Annotated in this window: 16 protein-coding genes and 1 pseudogene; 9 read left to right on the top strand and 8 right to left on the bottom strand. The window is 67.4% G+C overall.

From position 1 onward, the window contains the following. Nucleotides 1-345 (bottom strand): COG4705 family protein (locus ACYQ6W_RS22015; protein WP_459678369.1); only part of this gene is annotated, 345 nt, incomplete at its 3' end. A gap of 191 nt (nt 346-536) precedes the next feature. Between ACYQ6W_RS22015 and ACYQ6W_RS22010 the strand changes: the two genes are divergently transcribed. After that, nucleotides 537-1,352, top strand: a complete 816-nt coding sequence (locus ACYQ6W_RS22010; protein WP_459678366.1) for a COG4705 family protein — start codon at nt 537-539, stop codon at nt 1,350-1,352. A 787-nt stretch (nt 1,353-2,139) separates the two neighbouring features. Here the strand turns inward: ACYQ6W_RS22010 and ACYQ6W_RS22005 are convergent. From ACYQ6W_RS22005 to ACYQ6W_RS21985, 5 genes are all read right to left on the bottom strand, one after another. Then, the gene (locus tag ACYQ6W_RS22005) at nt 2,140-2,619 is read right to left on the bottom strand and encodes a GNAT family N-acetyltransferase (protein ID WP_459678365.1); all 480 of its coding nucleotides are present in this window, start codon (nt 2,617-2,619) and stop codon (nt 2,140-2,142) included. Continuing rightward, on the bottom strand, nt 2,616-3,158 hold the full coding sequence (locus ACYQ6W_RS22000) for a hypothetical protein (RefSeq protein WP_459678363.1): 543 nt from the start codon (nt 3,156-3,158) through the stop codon (nt 2,616-2,618). Before ACYQ6W_RS22000 ends, ACYQ6W_RS22005 begins: the two co-directional genes overlap by 4 nt. 85 nt (nt 3,159-3,243) lie before the next feature. Further along, the gene (locus tag ACYQ6W_RS21995; RefSeq protein ID WP_459678362.1) at nt 3,244-3,579 is read right to left on the bottom strand and encodes a hypothetical protein; all 336 of its coding nucleotides are present in this window, start codon (nt 3,577-3,579) and stop codon (nt 3,244-3,246) included. After that, nucleotides 3,576-4,283: a ligase-associated DNA damage response endonuclease PdeM gene (pdeM, locus tag ACYQ6W_RS21990; protein ID WP_459678360.1), complete on the bottom strand. Its 708-nt coding sequence runs from the start codon at nt 4,281-4,283 to the stop codon at nt 3,576-3,578. The genes ACYQ6W_RS21995 and pdeM overlap by 4 nt, the downstream gene beginning before the upstream one ends. Before the next feature lie 44 nt (nt 4,284-4,327). After that, complete coding sequence (locus tag ACYQ6W_RS21985; RefSeq protein ID WP_459678359.1) at nt 4,328-6,853, bottom strand: ligase-associated DNA damage response DEXH box helicase; 2,526 nt, start codon at nt 6,851-6,853, stop codon at nt 4,328-4,330. A 208-nt stretch (nt 6,854-7,061) separates the two neighbouring features. Here ACYQ6W_RS21985 and ACYQ6W_RS21980 point away from each other — a divergent pair, with 208 nt between their 5' ends. After that, nucleotides 7,062-7,748 (top strand): hypothetical protein, encoded by a 687-nt coding sequence (locus ACYQ6W_RS21980; protein ID WP_459678358.1) that lies wholly within the window; start codon nt 7,062-7,064, stop codon nt 7,746-7,748. A 150-nt stretch (nt 7,749-7,898) separates the two neighbouring features. On the opposite strand, the gene ACYQ6W_RS21975 is transcribed toward ACYQ6W_RS21980, so the two are convergent. Next, nucleotides 7,899-9,011 (bottom strand): hypothetical protein, encoded by a 1,113-nt coding sequence (locus ACYQ6W_RS21975; protein ID WP_459678356.1) that lies wholly within the window; start codon nt 9,009-9,011, stop codon nt 7,899-7,901. Between the two features lie 2 nt (nt 9,012-9,013). On the opposite strand from ACYQ6W_RS21975, the gene ACYQ6W_RS21970 reads away from it, so the two are divergent. From ACYQ6W_RS21970 to ACYQ6W_RS21940, 7 genes are all read left to right on the top strand, one after another. Continuing rightward, complete coding sequence (locus tag ACYQ6W_RS21970) at nt 9,014-10,039, top strand: ligase-associated DNA damage response exonuclease (RefSeq protein WP_459678355.1); 1,026 nt, start codon at nt 9,014-9,016, stop codon at nt 10,037-10,039. After that, nucleotides 10,036-11,628 (top strand): cisplatin damage response ATP-dependent DNA ligase, encoded by a 1,593-nt coding sequence (locus ACYQ6W_RS21965; protein WP_459678354.1) that lies wholly within the window; start codon nt 10,036-10,038, stop codon nt 11,626-11,628. The genes ACYQ6W_RS21970 and ACYQ6W_RS21965 overlap by 4 nt, the downstream gene beginning before the upstream one ends. Before the next feature lie 42 nt (nt 11,629-11,670). Next, on the top strand, nt 11,671-13,254 hold the full coding sequence (locus tag ACYQ6W_RS21960; RefSeq protein WP_459678352.1) for a Hint domain-containing protein: 1,584 nt from the start codon (nt 11,671-11,673) through the stop codon (nt 13,252-13,254). Next, nucleotides 13,251-13,577, top strand: coding sequence for a c-type cytochrome (locus ACYQ6W_RS21955; protein ID WP_459678350.1), 327 nt, complete (start codon nt 13,251-13,253; stop codon nt 13,575-13,577). Before ACYQ6W_RS21960 ends, ACYQ6W_RS21955 begins: the two co-directional genes overlap by 4 nt. Before the next feature lie 13 nt (nt 13,578-13,590). Next, nucleotides 13,591-14,058 carry a lytic transglycosylase domain-containing protein gene (locus tag ACYQ6W_RS21950; RefSeq protein WP_459678349.1) on the top strand — a complete coding sequence of 156 codons (468 nt, stop codon included), beginning with the start codon at nt 13,591-13,593 and terminating at the stop codon, nt 14,056-14,058. Nucleotides 14,059-14,174: 116 nt separating this feature from the next. Then, nucleotides 14,175-14,405, top strand: a complete 231-nt coding sequence (locus tag ACYQ6W_RS21945) for an AbrB/MazE/SpoVT family DNA-binding domain-containing protein (protein WP_459678348.1) — start codon at nt 14,175-14,177, stop codon at nt 14,403-14,405. Continuing rightward, complete coding sequence (locus ACYQ6W_RS21940; protein ID WP_459678346.1) at nt 14,395-14,799, top strand: PIN domain-containing protein; 405 nt, start codon at nt 14,395-14,397, stop codon at nt 14,797-14,799. Before ACYQ6W_RS21945 ends, ACYQ6W_RS21940 begins: the two co-directional genes overlap by 11 nt. Nucleotides 14,800-15,166: 367 nt before the next feature. On the opposite strand, the pseudogene ACYQ6W_RS21935 reads toward ACYQ6W_RS21940, so the two are convergent. Further along, a pseudogene (locus ACYQ6W_RS21935) lies at nt 15,167-15,246 on the bottom strand (IS5/IS1182 family transposase); the annotation flags it as partial.

The raw sequence follows: 15,246 nt of genomic DNA, 5'->3' as shown, positions 1-15,246 counted from the left end.
TGCGAAAACCGGGGTCGAGATCAGCAAGCTCACGCCCAGGTTGTCGCTGAGATTGTCGGTAATCAGGGTGCCGACGACACTGACCATGACGACGCTCAGCCAGTAGAGCCACGGAATGTAACGCGGCGCCCGCACCTGCTGCACAATGATGCCGGCAAGCAAGAGAGACATGACAACGGACGTGCCCGAGAGACCAAGGCCTAACCGGATGTTGATGAAGTCGGCGGCTGTCTCGCCCACCGTTGTCGCCATGATCTTTATGATCCAGAAGATCAAGGTCACTTCCGGTACCTTGTTCAGCAAACCACGGTGTGGAGAGTTTGCGGATAGTGTCTGGCTCTGCATGGGGCGCTCCTTCGGCTGCGATCGTCGCTCTCTTGCCACGAGGAACCTTGGGAGAGTTTGCGTCCGAGATTGGGAGTTCCCAATGTAAGGCTCTGCCCGGTGACAATCTGGCGTGACCGGCCCTAAAGGAGCGCGGCCGGCGGCTGTGCGCCGTCTGGCGTGGCCCATCCGGCTGGAGACACAGGCGCCCGATGACTCGATCCAATACCAACCCCGCGACTCTTTTCAGCGCTTTCGTGCAGTCCAAGGTTCCTGAGATTACGCTCACCTTTTGGGTCATCAAGATTCTCACGACGGCGATGGGCGAGGCGACCTCCGATTATCTCGTCTTCCATTGGAACCCGGTCCTCGCCGTGCTGCTCTGTACTGGCGGCTTCCTCCTCGCGCTGGTGCTACAGTTCCTGCAAACGCGCTATGTTGCCTGGATCTACTGGCTGCTCGTTGCCATGGTCGCGATCGTCGGCACCATGGCGGCCGATATCCTGCACGTCGTGATCGGGGTGCCCTTCCTTTTGTCCACGATCGGCTTTGCGCTCGTGCTGGGGGCGGTCTTTCTGCTTTGGCAGCGGAGCGAGGGAACGCTTTCGATCCATCACGTCACGACGCGGCGTCGCGAAGCCTTCTACTGGCTGACGGTTTGCGCCACCTTCGCTCTGGGCACCGCTGCGGGAGACATGACGGCGGCGACCCTCGGTCTTGGCTTCTTGCTCTCCGGCTTCCTCTTTCTCGCGCTATTCCTGGCGCCTGCCATTGGCTTCCGCGCCTTCGGCCTAAATGGCATCTTCGCCTTCTGGTTCTCCTACATCATGACCAGACCGCTCGGTGCCTCTTTTGCGGATTGGGCTGGCAAGCCCGGGCAGATGGGAGGCGAGGGCCTCGGAACCGGATGCGTGTCGATCACGCTTACCCTCGCCGTGCTCGTGCTGGTGTGCGTCCTCAGCCTGCCCCGCCGAAACGAGGCAATTCGAGAAACGCGAAACGTGATAGGTCCGACGGAAACCTCATGATCTGTCTCCGCCATTCTGCGACGACGCGTGCATCCAAGCGAGTCGAGCGGTGCTCGTGTCTTTCTGAATTATGTTGCCCCAGAGCGAGGTCGAACCGTTTATGTGCCCTCCTGGATCGTCCAGATTGTCAGCGGGACTTGATCAAAGATCGCCGCTACAAATGCAGCCGCCACCACGCCTTAGGGTGTTCAGCAAGACGTGATGCTTTCGTCGGATAAGCACGATACACTTTGCTTCAATTCAGGTGCTTCTGTTTGCGATCGACACCTGTAGCAATTCGGCCCGCCTTAGCGGCACAACAGAAACCAATCGAAGGATGCTATGAGATTTCTGTCAGTGGCAATCTGCACTGCGATGATTGGAATGCCGGTTCTCGCTTCGGCGCAAAGCGCCACCGGACCCATCACAAAGCAGCAGGCACGATATGATGCGATGGCTGCAGGCTACGCGAATGTGTCCCATCTGAAATCTGATGGCAAAGGAGATTGGATGGGCTCTGGGACAAATAAGGGGGACTTCATGGTGACCCCTACCGGCAAAGTCGTCCCCCGCTAAGCTCTTATTTAGCGCGCCAAGATGAGGTGGCTACCGCCCTCAACTTGGCGCGCACACGTTGTGGGTGACTACGCTAGCTGTCATCCAAGGTGAAGATGGTGACCTCCGGGTCTTCGTGTCGCCTGAATTGGAACAGGGTCACGGCAACGAGTTCAATGTCCGCTTTCCAGATCTCAAGATCTGCAACTGGAAGACAATCTTGGGTCGAAATCGGTCATGCAGCATCCGATTGTTAGGGAGCCAAATCAGATGCCAAAAGAACCCTCTCCATGAAAAGGCTGATCGGGGACGCGTCGTAGGGGAAGAACGGCCCGCGCGGCACGTAGCCCGCCGTCCGGTAGAGCGCTTGGGCTTCGAGGTTCCGGATGCCCACCTCGAGCAAGACCAGGCCAGCGCCCAGTGCTGTCGCGTGGCCATGCGCGGCGGAGAGCAGGGCCCGCCCGACGCCCTGGCCGCGCGCCTCCGCGTCAACGATCATGCGCTTCACTTCCACCGTCGCATCACCACGATCGAAGACGACGCACAAGCCGGCCGCCCTCCCGTCCAACCGGGCAACAAGAACATGCGTGTCGGGTTGAGCGAGCGACGAAGCGGTGATGGGGCGCCTGTATTCACCGGGGTAGAGCCGCGCCGCCACAGCGTCGGATTGCGTCAGCAGCCTCGCCACGTCGTGCTGCCGGGCAGGCTCGAGGCTCACCAGGATCGGCGTCACGCACCCTCCGCCACCCGCGCGCTGAAGCGAGGACCATAGATGCGGACGAGGGAATAGACCACGGGCAAATGGCTGGGGAGCGACCGCGCAACCTCGGCCATGCCGTCCGGCACCTCGGGTGTCGGCCGCAGCAGGCTGGGCTCGCGCGGATAGGCCATGGGCCTGGCCGCCATCCGGCCGAGATGCGGGCAGAGCCGCAGCGCCTGCTGGCCGCAGGCCCCATGCACCGCGGGCACCGTGCTGGCGTAGCGCCGCTCCGCCGCCCCCAGGGTCACGAAGCCGCCTGTCGCACCTGGAAAGAGATGGCGATCCTGAGGCTCGGTCCGGCCGCCGCAGACATGGCAGAGATGATCGCGCATCGCCCGCCGCTGGCGGCTGAGATTCATCTCCGCGAATTTCGGCGCGCCAAAGCCGGGGCGTTCCTGCTGCACCAGATCGACCCAGCCGGGAAACTGTCGGGAAGGCCTGAGCCGGAAGGCTTGCTCCGTCGACCAGGCGACGGACCAGGGAACGTCGCGGCCGATCCGCCAGTCACTCACCTGCATGCTCTGCCTTATTCGCGTTCGTCGCATGGTGCCATGCGGGGCGGTGTGGCGCGCGTCACGAATGCGCGGGGCGGCGCCGCTACCCCCGCCAGAAGGTCATCACCACGCCGCCGGCCAGGATCAGCGCGCCGCCGAGGAGAACGGGGAGGGACGGCGAGACGCCGAAGAAGACCCGGTTCACCATTTGGGCGACGACGAAGAAGAGCACGACATAGACGCCGAGCAGCCGGCCGAAATCCCAGGCCGGCAGGTTGACGAAGAGACCATAGGCCGCGAGCACCAGCGTGCCCGCCGCGAGGAAGCCTGCGCGGCTCCCGGCGCCGGTGCCGAGCAGGCCGCGGCGCATCAGCGCGTCGCCCCCCACCTCGAGCATGGCGGCGAGCAGCAGCAGGAGCAGCGCGGGGGCGAGCTTCACGCCGGCACCGCGGCGCCGGCACGGGCGCGGGCGATGTGGAAATGGAACAGCCGCCCCTCGCCGAGCAGGAAGATGCGCCCGCCGCGCGGGAAGAGCCGGGCGAGGGCGGGGTCCGCCACGTCCAGCCCGCCCGTATAGCTGCCGAAGGCGGGCAGGATCAGCCGCCGCTGCCCATCCGTCAGGAAGCAGGGGCGGGTGATGCTTGTCCCCCGCACCGGCACCGTCGCCTTGGGATGGTAGTGGCCGGAGAGTTCCACGCCTTCCGCCCCTGGGCCGCTCTCGGCGATGTGGCGGAAGCGGAAGGGCCCGTCGGCCCATTCCGGCACCACGCGGCCCGGCAGATCGGCCGGCAGCGCTGCGTCATGATTACCGAGCACCCAGAGGAACTCCACCCGCGCGCCGAGCGCCGCAAGGCGCGCACGCTCGGCCTCCGGCAGGCGCGCGGGGCCGGCCGCGTCATGGAAGCTGTCGCCCAGGGCCAGCACCGCTTTCGCGGAATAATGCCGCAGTAACTGGGCCATACGGTCCAGGGTTACGCGGCTGTCGTAAGGCGGCAGCAGCCGGCCGCGCGCCGCGGCGGCCGAGCCCTTCTCCAGGTGCAAATCCGCTAGAATCAGAAGGTTGCGCGCCGGCCAATAGACGGCGCCTGAAGGGTCGAGCATCAGGCGCTCGCCGCCGATATGCAGCGGGGCGGCGGTGCTCATGCTCCGCATCCGGTCGGGGTCGCGTTAGGCACGGTCTTCATGCGTCAGCTCAGCCTCGGGTCCAAAGTCAATGATCGTGCAAGAACGTTCTCGGGGTGTTCCTCGCCCGTCGCTTCCGCAACGAGCGCTTCCGCCTCGGCGAGCAGATCCTCCGCCGCGCGGCCCGCCACCTGCTCGCGCCCGATGTCGAGGATGACGGGCACGGCGAGGGGCGAGACATGCTCCAGCACACGATGGGTGATGTGGCCGGCCGCACGCCGCAGCATCTCGGCGAGCCGGCCGAGATCGGTCATGCCGCCCGCCGCATCCGCCCAGGTGGCGCGCAGCAGGATGTGGTTCGGGTCGTGCCGGCGCAGCACGTCATAGATCAGGTCCGTGTTCACCGTCACCTGGCGCCGGCTGCGCTCCGCCCCCGGCATCTGCCGGTCGACGAGCCCGGCGATCACCGCCACCTGGCGGAAGGTCCGCCGCAGCATGGAACTTTCCGCCATCCAGGCTTCCAGATCGTCGCCCATCATGTCCTGCGCGAAGAGCGTGTCGAGGTCGCGCGGCTCCTGAGCCGACCAGGCGGCGAGCACGTAATCGGTCGCGACGAAGCCGAGCGGCCCGAGCCCCATGCGTTCCATCCGCCGCGTCAGCAGCATGCCGAGGGTCTGATGCGCGTTCCGGCCCTCGAAGCAGTAAGCCACGAGATACCAAAGGCCGCGACGGGGGAAGGTTTCCACCAGCAGGTCGCCCGGCCCGGGGAGGGCGGATTGCTCGGCCTGCAGGCGCAGCCATTCCTGCACGGGCGCGGGGAAGGCGGGCCAGCGCGCCGGGTCGTGCAGCAGGGCGCGCACGCGGGCGGCAAGACCGGTGGAGAGCGGCAGCCGGCCGCCCTCATAGGTCGGCACGCGCGGCGTGCCCGATCCGCCTTCCGCGACCTCGGCCCAGGTCTCGCGCAGGCGCAGGAAGCGCAGCAGGCGGCCGGCGAACATGAAGGTGTCGCCTTCGGCGAGCTGGCTGACAAACCATTCCTCGACCTCGCCCAGAACCGGGCCGCGGCCCAGGCGCAGCCGGATCATCGGCGCTTCTACGATGGTGCCGATGTTCATGCGGTATTGCCGGGCGATGCGCGGGTTGCGGAGATGGACGCGCCCCTCGGCGTCCCGGAACAGCTTGGCATAGCGGTCATAGACGCGCAGCGCGTAGCCGCCGTTCTCGACGAAGCCGAGCACGTCGTCGAAGGTCTGGCGGTCGAGCGCCGCATAGGGCGCGGCAGAGGTGATTTCGGCGAAGGCCTCGTCCGGATGGAAGGGGCCCGCGCAGGCGAGGCCGAGAAGGTGCTGGGCCAGCACGTCCAGGCCGCCCGGGCGGGGTGGGTCGCCATCCAGCTCGCGCGCCGCGACGCCCTGGCGCGCCGCCTCGCATTCCAGCACCTCGAAGCGGTTGGCGGGCACCAGCACGGCGCGGCTGGTTTCGTCCATGCGGTGATTGGCGCGTCCAACCCGCTGCAACAGGCGGGAGACGCCCTTCGGCGCGCCAACCTGGATCACCTGGTCCACCCCGCCCCAGTCAATGCCGAGATCGAGGGAGGAGGTGGCGATGACGGCGCGCAGCCGCCCTTCGGCCATCGCCGCCTCCACGCGCCGCCGCTGTTCCACCGCGAGGCTGCCGTGATGGATGGCGATCGGCAGCGTCTCCTCGTTGATGCGCCAGATTTCCTGGAACAACAGCTCGGCCTGGGCGCGCGTATTGACGAAGACGATGGTGAGCCCGGCCGCGCGGACGCGCGCCAGGATGTCGGGCGCGGCGGCAAGGCCCATATGGCCGCCCCAGGAGAGGTGGCCTTCCGGCAGCATGATGGAGAGATCGGGCGGGCTGGGATCGGCGACCTCGATCAGGGCGAGGTCGCCACCCGCGCCATCCGCCGAGACGTAAGCCGCAATCGCCTCAGGCCAGGCGACGGTCGCGGACAGGCCGATGCGCCGCGCGGCGGGGGCGAGGCGGGCCAGGCGCGCGAGGCCCAGCGCCAGCAGATCGCCACGCTTGATGCCCGCCAGCGCATGCACCTCATCGATGATGACGGAGCGGAGGTCCTGAAAGAAGGCGGCTGCATTCTCCTGCGAGAGCAGGAGGGCGAGGCTCTCCGGCGTCGTCAGCAGGATGGCGGGCGGCGTTTCGCGCTGGCGGGCGCGGCGGTTCTGCGGCGTATCCCCCGTGCGGGTCTCGATGCGGATGGGAAGGTTCATCTCGGCCACGGGCTCGGCCAGGTTGCGGGCGATGTCCGTCGCCAGCGCCTTGAGCGGGCTGACATAGATGGTGTGGACGCCGCTGCCCTCCGGCCGCCTTCCGTCAGCCAGGTCGATCAGGCTCGGCAGGAAGCCGGAGAGGGTCTTGCCGCCACCCGTGGGGGCAATGAGCAGCACGTGGCGGTGCTGCTGGAACGCCTCCAGAACATCGAGCTGATGCGGCCGCGGCTGCCAGCCACGCCCGGCGAACCACGCCGCGAAGCCGGGGGGCAGCAGGCGGGGCGCGCCCGTCGCGGTTCGTCTCCGTGCGGTGCGGCGGGCAGGGGCGCTGGCGCTCATCGGAGGAGAACATAGCGCGAATATCCGCAAGCCCCAAGGCGCTTCGGGGCGGGGCCGCCGCTCCTTCCCCCGAGGATCGCCGCGGCGCTCTGCCCTAACGTCTAACCAGATTATAACGAACATAACGCATCTTAACGTGCGCTGCGTACCGCGCTTGAGGGTCCGCCGAAGGGCGTTTATAGGAAAAATCTGTAGGAGAACCCTTAAGATGGCGCGCAGCCGTAGCCCGAATTACCCGCAAGTCGGCCTGCGCGAGGCCGTGCAGCGCGTGAAAAGCGTTTACGACAGCGATTATCGGAGCCTGCTGACTCGTGCCCTGACGGCTGAACGCCTCGGCTATTCCGGGGTGAACGGCAAGTCGCTCGCCGTCATGGCGGCGCTCGGCAAGTTCGGCCTGCTGGAGGGCAAGGGCGATGCGCTGCGGGTCTCAGAGCGTGCGGTCAGGATCATCGCCCATCCCCCGGGTGCGGCCGAGCGCGTCGCGGCGCTCGAGGAGGCGGCGGTGGCGCCCGGTCTCTTCCAGCAGCTGGCGCAACGCTTTCCCGGCCGGGGCGCGAGCGATGGCACGCTGCGCGCCTTCCTGCTCACCCAGCGCTTCATTCCCCCGGCGGCGGAGGCGGCACTCCGCGCCTGGCGGGAGACGCAGCAGATGATCGCGGAGGAGCGCGAGATGGGAGAGGCGGCGCCGGCGGCGGTCGCCCCCCGCGCACCGGCGCCTGGCGTGACCCCCGTGGCGACGGGGGAGTCGGGGCTCCGCCGGGCCGTCTTCGGTCTCGCCGAAGGAGAGGTGACGATCACTGCGCCCGTCTTCCTCTCGGCCGCGAGCGTCAACGACCTGCAGGACTATCTCGACGTCTTCATGAAGCGCGCCCGGCGCGAAGCCGGGCTGGACTGACCGGCGGTCAGTCCGCGGTGGCGGCTCTGTCCTGACCGTCCAGCCTCGGTGGATGAGAGGCCGTCAGGTTTTGATTGAAGCACACGTTCTGCCGTCATCGCCGGGCTAGGCCAGCCGTGCTTGACCCCGCGATCCACCCCTCATCGGCGCTTAGGCCGCAGCGCTGGTCCTGACCTCGGGCGCCATCAGGGCGCCGTAGCGCGCCATGTGCAACAGGCGCGATTTGGTGCGAAGATCGTCCAAGTCGCGGCCGGGCATCACGGCGCGCGCAATCGCCTGCCACAGCCGGTCGTCCAGCCGCGTACGGGCGGCCAGCAGGCCAAAGGTCTCTGCGGTGAACTCACGATGCAAGGGGCTGCGGAAATCCGCCGGCACGTGCTGCGTTTCGTTCAAGCGGCCGTGGCTGAGCGGCCGGCCGAACCATGCGTCGAGGCGGGAGCGAAACGCCGGATTCTCGATCACGTCGAGAAAGGCGAAGTCACGCAGGCACGCCACCGCGTCGGTAAACAGTGCCTCATCGTCTGCAGGATCGATGAAGCGATCCGGAGCGAGGCGAGGATCGGGCCAGAGCAGCAGCCGAAGCGTCATATTGTCCGTCTGCGGCGCGAGCACTGGGTCCGCCAGGAAGGATGCGAGGGGCAGCCGGCTCTTCCGCACCATCTCGGCCCAGCCGCCCACGGGTTCCAGCATCGCATCGGTATGTTGCCGCCAATAGAGCCAGTGCGAAAGTAGGCGGGTCAGGGGATCGCGTAGCACGGTGATCAGCTGGGCGGCGGGGTAGGCGGCGCGAAGTGTCGAGCGGGAGATGTGGCCCATAATCAGCTGGGCATCGGGCGGAAAGCGTTCAGGACTGGCATAGATCGCGTCTCTCTCAGCCGGCGACATCGTGTCGAAGGCCGAGAAAACACCGAAAAGTGCCCGGTCCAAGCCGCGCACGGTGCGCGCTTCCGGGACGGCAGCTTGCAGTGCTTCCGTCAGGGTAATGCCAGCGGTCTTGGGGACATGCATGAAGGCAAGCGGACGCGCCGCATCAAAGCGCTGGGGCAGATCTCCGCGAGGCGGCAACGGTGCGGGTGGCATCGCCGCATTGACATTTCGCCACCAGAACTTCATGGGCACCTCACTTATTAAGCCGAAAGTCTCATAATTGCAGTTACATTTCGATTTATAAGCGAGGATGTGTCTTAAAATTGCAATAATCAATAGCGAACAAAAAGAAAACGCACCAGATTGTAACCGCTCGGGCCATGCCCATATCCTCACCAATGCCCGCGCCTCATCCCGACACCTGGCTGCGCGTCCTGCCGCAAGGGCTCTATTGCGAGCCGGGGGATTTCTTCATCGACCCGGTGCGCGCCGTGCCGCGCGCCGTCATCAGCCATGGCCATTCCGACCATGCGCGGCCCGGCCATGGCACGGTGCTGGCGACCCCGCAGACGCTCGCCATCATGCGCGCCCGCATGGGTGAGGGCGGGGCAGGGGAGACGCAGCAGGCGCTGCCCTATGGCGAGCGCATCACCCATCGCGGCGTGGCCATCACCCTGATACCCGCCGGCCACGTGCTCGGGGCGGCGCAGATCGTGCTGGACTGGCAGGGCAGCCGCGCCGTCGTCAGCGGTGACTACAAGCGCCAGCCGGACCCGACCTGCGCGCCCTTCGAACCCGTGCGCTGCGATGTCTTCGTGACCGAGGCGACCTTCGGCCTGCCGGTCTTCCGCCATCCCGACCCTGGCCACGAGATCGCCAAGCTGCTGCGCAGCCGGGAGATTTTCCCCGAGCGCACGCATGTCGTTGGCGCCTATGCGCTGGGCAAGGCGCAGCGCGTCATCGCCCTGCTGCGGCAGGCGGGCTACGACGCGCCGATCTACATCCACGGCGCGCTGGCCAGCCTCTGTGCCCTCTATGAGGCGCAGGGCGTGGCCCTCGGCCCCCTGCCGCCGGCGACTGCCGCGCCGAAGGAGGCGTTGCGTGGCGCGCTGGTGCTGGCGCCGCCCGCGGCCGCCGCCGACCGCTGGTCCCGCCGCATGAGCGATCCGGTCATCGCCCGCGCCTCCGGCTGGATGCGCATCCGCCAGCGCGCCAAGATGGCCGGCGTCGAGCTGCCCCTGGTGATCTCGGACCATGCCGATTGGGACGATCTGCTTGCCACCATCGCCGAGACCGGCGCGCCGGAAGTCTGGGTGACGCACGGCACGGAGGAAGCGCTGATCCACGCCCTGGCGCTGCGCCAGATTCGCGGCCGGGCGCTCCGCCTCATCGGCTATGAGGACGAGGAAGGCGAGGCGGCATGAGGGCCTTCGCCGATCTGCTGGAGCGGCTGGTCTTCACCCCCGGCCGCCTCGCCAAGCTCGCCCTGCTGCGCGCCTATTTCGAAACCGCGCCGGACCCCGACCGCGGCTATGCCCTCGCCGCCATCGCGGGCGATCTTTCCTTCACCGCCGCCAAGCCCGCGATGATCCGCGAGATCACCCGCGCGCGGGTGGATGAGACGCTGTTCGCCTGGTCCTACGACTATGTGGGGGACCTCGCCGAAACCGTGGCGCTGATCTGGCCGGAGCGGCGGGCGGGCTCGGCGCCCCGGCTCTCGGAGGTGGTGCATGTGCTGGAGGCGACGCCGAAGGCCGACCTGCCGCCCATCCTGGCCGAATGGCTCTCGGTCTCGGACGCTTCGGAACGCCTCGCCTTGCTCAAGCTCATCACCGGGGGCCTGCGCGTCGGCGCCTCCGCCCGTCTCGCCAAGACGGCGCTGGGCGAGATCGCGGGCGTGCCGGCGGATGATATCGAGGAGGTCTGGCATGGCCTCACCCCGCCCTATGCCCCGCTCTTCGACTGGCTCTCCGGCCGGGCCGAGAAGCCCGCGGCGGGGGACGCGCCGGTCTTCCGCCCCACCATGCTGGCCCATGCGCTGGAGGAGGCCGACCGCGGCGCGCTCGACTGGTCGGCCTATCGTGCCGAATGGAAGTGGGACGGCATCCGCGTGCAGCTGGTGGCGACCGCCCAAGGCCGCCGCCTCTATACTCGCACGGCCGAGGACATCTCCCACGGCTTTCCCGAGATCGTCGCCGCCATGGACTTCGCGGGCGTGCTGGATGGCGAGCTGCTGGTGATGCGGGAGGGCACCGTCGCGCCCTTCGCCGATTTGCAGCAGCGCCTCAACCGCAAGGCCCCGGGGCCCAAGATGCTGAAGGACTTCCCCGCCGCCGTCCGCCTGTATGACATTCTCTTCGACGGTACCGAGGATCTGCGGCCGCTGGCCTTCGACGCGCGCCGGGCGCGGCTCGAGGCCTGGTACGCGGCGCACCGCCCGGCCGGCATGGACCTCTCGCCGCTCATCCCCGTGGACGGGGCGGAGGCGCTGGCCGAACTCCGCCTCGGCGCGCGAGACGCAGGGATCGAGGGGCTGATGCTCAAGCGCGGCGACAGCCCCTATCTCGCCGGCCGGCCGAAGGGCCCGTGGTGGAAATGGAAGCGCGATCCGCTGACCCTGGATGCCGTGCTGATGTATGCGCAGCGCGGCCATGGCCGCCGCTCCAGCCTCTATTCCGACTACACCTTTGGTGTCTGGCGCGGGGAGGGCGAGACGGCGGAGCTGGTGCCCGTGGGCAAGGCCTATTCCGGTATCACCGATCAGGAACTCACCTTTCTCGACCGTTGGGTGCGCAACCACACCACCGCGCGCTTCGGTCCGGTGCGGGAGGTGGAGAAGGCCATGGTGCTGGAAATCGCCTTCGATGCGGCGCAGCGCTCGGGCCGCCACAAATCCGGCGTGGCCCTGCGCTTCCCGCGCATCAACCGCATCCGCACCGACAAGCCGGCGGCGGAGGCCGACCGGCTGGAGGACATCATGGCGCGCCTGCCCGCCGTTTCCATCGGGCAATGAGCGGCGTATGCTCGGCGCCGTGGCCGGGCAGGGAGGCGTGCGGTGAGTGACGCAACGGCGACGATGCCGCTCTATCTCGTCGATGCCGGTGGCATCTACAAGATCGGCATCGAGGTCAGCCTGGATGGCGGCCAGACCTTCCAGATGTACGAATTCGATACCGGCGGCAAAGGCTTCTGGGTGGCGGATGACGCCGCCTGGGGGCCGGTGACCCAGGGCGCCGGCACGCTGACAAACAACTATTCCAGCGGCATGAGCTATACCGCCGTGCCGGTGACGGGCAGCGTCTCCCTGCGCGCGACCAATGGCGAGACGCTGACGACCACCGGCACCATTGCGCAGATCGAGACGGCGAGCGGCCCCTATTGGAACGCGGACAATGCGGCGACCGGCGGGCCGCCGCTCTACAGCGCCTTCTATGGCGATTTCGGCGCCTCTCTCGCCGACAAGGAAGGGCTCGAAACCTTCCTCAAGCAGTTCGGCACCGCCTATGCGGCGGGCTTCATCGTGACGCTGAACAGTCTCGCCGATGTCGGCCCCATCGCGCCAGGCCAGACGGAAGCCATCGGCACGCTGCAGCTCGGCCTGACGCCGGACCAGATCACCGCCTATGACGCCTACGGCACCATCGCCATGCAGGGGCAGACGATCTCGGGCAGCGACGCCTACGACTATGCCGAGCAGCTCGTGAACGGCACCCTCACCGTCAATGGCGGCACGCTGGGCGTGCAGACCGGCGTCGTGCTCGATACCGGTGCGCCGAGCAGCTTCATCCCGGGCGGAGACAGTTTCACCGTTGGGACGCCGATCGACAGCGTGACGCTCACGGCCGGCGACACGACGCTGCTCGACTTCACCCTGGGCGGTGACCAGAGCCAGAACGTGCTGGGCTACCCGTCCGATGGCGCCGGCGCCTATATCAACACCGGCCTCAACGCCTTCTTCGGCGAAAGCGTGATGTTCGACGTGACGGGCGGCGCCGTCGCCATCCAGCCCGCCTGTTTCGCCGCCGGCACGCGCCTCCTGACGCCCGAGGGGCTGCGGCTGGTCGAGGATCTGCGCCCGGGCGACCGGCTGGTGACGGTGGAGGGCGCGGTGCTGCCCATCCGCTGGGTGGGGCAGCGCAGCCTGGACTGCACCCGGCATCCGGCGCCCGCGAAGGTCTGGCCCGTGCGCATCGCGCCCCATGCCTTCGGACCCGGCCAGCCGGCGCGGCCGCTCTTGCTCTCGCCCGATCATGCGATCTTCGCCGAGGGCGTGCTGATCCCGGTCAAGCATCTGCTGAACGGGGACAGCATCCGCCAGATGCGCCGGCGGCACGTCACCTATCACCACGTCGAACTGCCGCGCCATGCAGTGATCCTGGCCGAAGGGCTGCCCGCGGAAAGCTATCTCGACACCGGGGACCGGCAGGCCTTCGCGGGCGGCGCGGGTCCGATCGCCCTGCACCCCGCCTGGGGGGCGGAGGCGCGGGACGTGGCGCTGATCCAGGAGGCGCTGGGCGCCGCCCCCGTCCGCGTGACGGGGCCCGAGATCACGCGGCTGCGCGCACGCCTCGCCGCCGCTTGCCCAACGGCGGCAGCGGGGCTTAGCCTCCGCGCCGCAAGGAGAGGAGGCCCGCGATGATCCCCCGACTGTCTCAGCGGCTGGCGCTTGGAATGGTGCTGGTGGCGCCCGCCCTGCTGCCACACGCGGCGCAGGCCGCCTCGGCCCCGCCGCAGGCGCCGCTCTGCGCCTCCTGCCACGGCAGCAACGGCATTTCGGCGACGCCCACCATCCCGAACATCGCCGGGCAGAAGCAGGGCTACCTGCAGGCCGCGCTGCTCGACTACAAGACTCACAAGCGGCAGGGCGGCTCGGCCGACATGATGACGGGCATCGCCGGCCAGCTGAGTGACGCCGACATCCAGGCGCTGGCCGCCTATTACGCCTCGCTCAAGGGCAGCTGAGGGCCGCGGGCGCGTGCCGGCCACCATCCCCTATCACCAATGCATGGTGGCGGCCGCTGCCGCCTACAAGCTGCCGGTGCGGGCGCTGCCCGCCATCCAGCGGGTGGAGGGCGGGCGCGTCGGCACCGTGAGCGCGAACAAGGACGGCTCGCACGATCTCGGCCTGATGCAGGTGAACACGCGCTGGGTAACGCCGCTGGCCCGCGCCACCGGCCTCGCGCCGCAGACGGTGGTGACGCGGCTGATCCTCAGCCCCTGTTTCAACATCGTGGCTGCCGCCAGCATCCTGCGCCAATACATCGACGAGGAGCATGGCGACGTCTGGCGCGCGATCGGCGACTATCACTCGCATACGCGCTGGCTGAGCACGACCTACAAGCTGAAGGTGCTGGAGCAGGCGATGCAGCTGCCCCAGGCCCCGGCCGTCCGCAAACCGGCGCATAAGGCGCGAAAGAAGGACGAGGCCCTGGCGGCGGAGTAGGGGCGGGGCGTCGTCAGGCGGCTACGACCACGTAGGACAGCCGAGCCGCTGTGCTTGATCGGCTCTCGGTCAGGATATACATGTCTATCCACGTATATCTATGGCCGGAGGCAGAGATGCAGGTTGCCAAATGGGGTAATAGTCTAGCTGTTCGTCTTCCTGCGGCTGTGGTCGAAGCGCTCGGCCTCAAGGAGGGGGACGAGATTGAGGTTCACGTTGAAGGCGCGCGGGAATTCGGCATCACCCGCAAGCCTGACCGGGCGGAACTCCTGAAGCGGCTGCGCGCCTTTCGGGGCCGTCTGCCATCCGATTTCCACTTCGACCGGGACGAGGTGAATGCCCGGTAGTTTCTTCGACACCAATGTCCTCGTTTATATCGCCTCCGGCGATGCGGCGAAGGCAGTGGTGGCGGAGGCGATCATCGGCCAGGGCGGCGTCATCAGCGTTCAGGTGCTCAACGAAGTCACTAACGTTGCGCGCCGCAAGATGCGCTTGAGCTGGCACGAAACGCATGAGTTTCTGTCGCTGCTGCGCGCTCTGCTGACGGTGCAGCCGATGACGGTTTCCGTCCACGAGGCAGGGCTGGCGCTCGCCGAGCGCCACACGCTCGCGATCTACGACGCGATGATCGTCGCCTCCGCGCTCGATGCGGATTGCGAAACGCTGTGGTCGGAAGACATGCAGCACGGGATGCTGATCGACGGACGGCTGCGGATCGTCAATCCGTTTCGAGAGCGGTGAAGAGTATGATTGAAGCCCGACGGCGGCAGCCCCTGGCCGGCGATCCGGCTCTCGCGACCCAACAAACACCTGCTCCTGTCGAGACTCTGTCAGTGTTTCGGTTCAGCACGTCATCCCATCATGCCCACGCAAGTAGGCATCTCTTTCTCCGTCGCAGGCACATCCTTCACCGTGCACGACGCTCAGCGTGAGAAGATACCCGCTTCCGCGGATATGACGGTATTGAACAGTCGAGTTCGAATGACACTGGCGCTGATTCTCATCCGCTCTTTCAACATCCTCGCTACCACCACCAGCATCATCGCCTGCAACTCGAGGACATGAAACCTGTACCCGCCGTTTAAAACCTACGGCTTAGGGTTGGGACTCATAACCAGTAGCTGACGACCGCCGCGATGCAGACAGCGGCGTGGAAGTTTGTGGCGAGCCGGTCGTAGCGTGTGGCGA

It is taken from the genome of Acidisoma sp. 7E03, assembly GCF_054665075.1.
The sequence above is the reverse complement of the archived record's forward strand: the minus strand, read 5'-3'. Positions and strand labels throughout refer to the sequence as shown.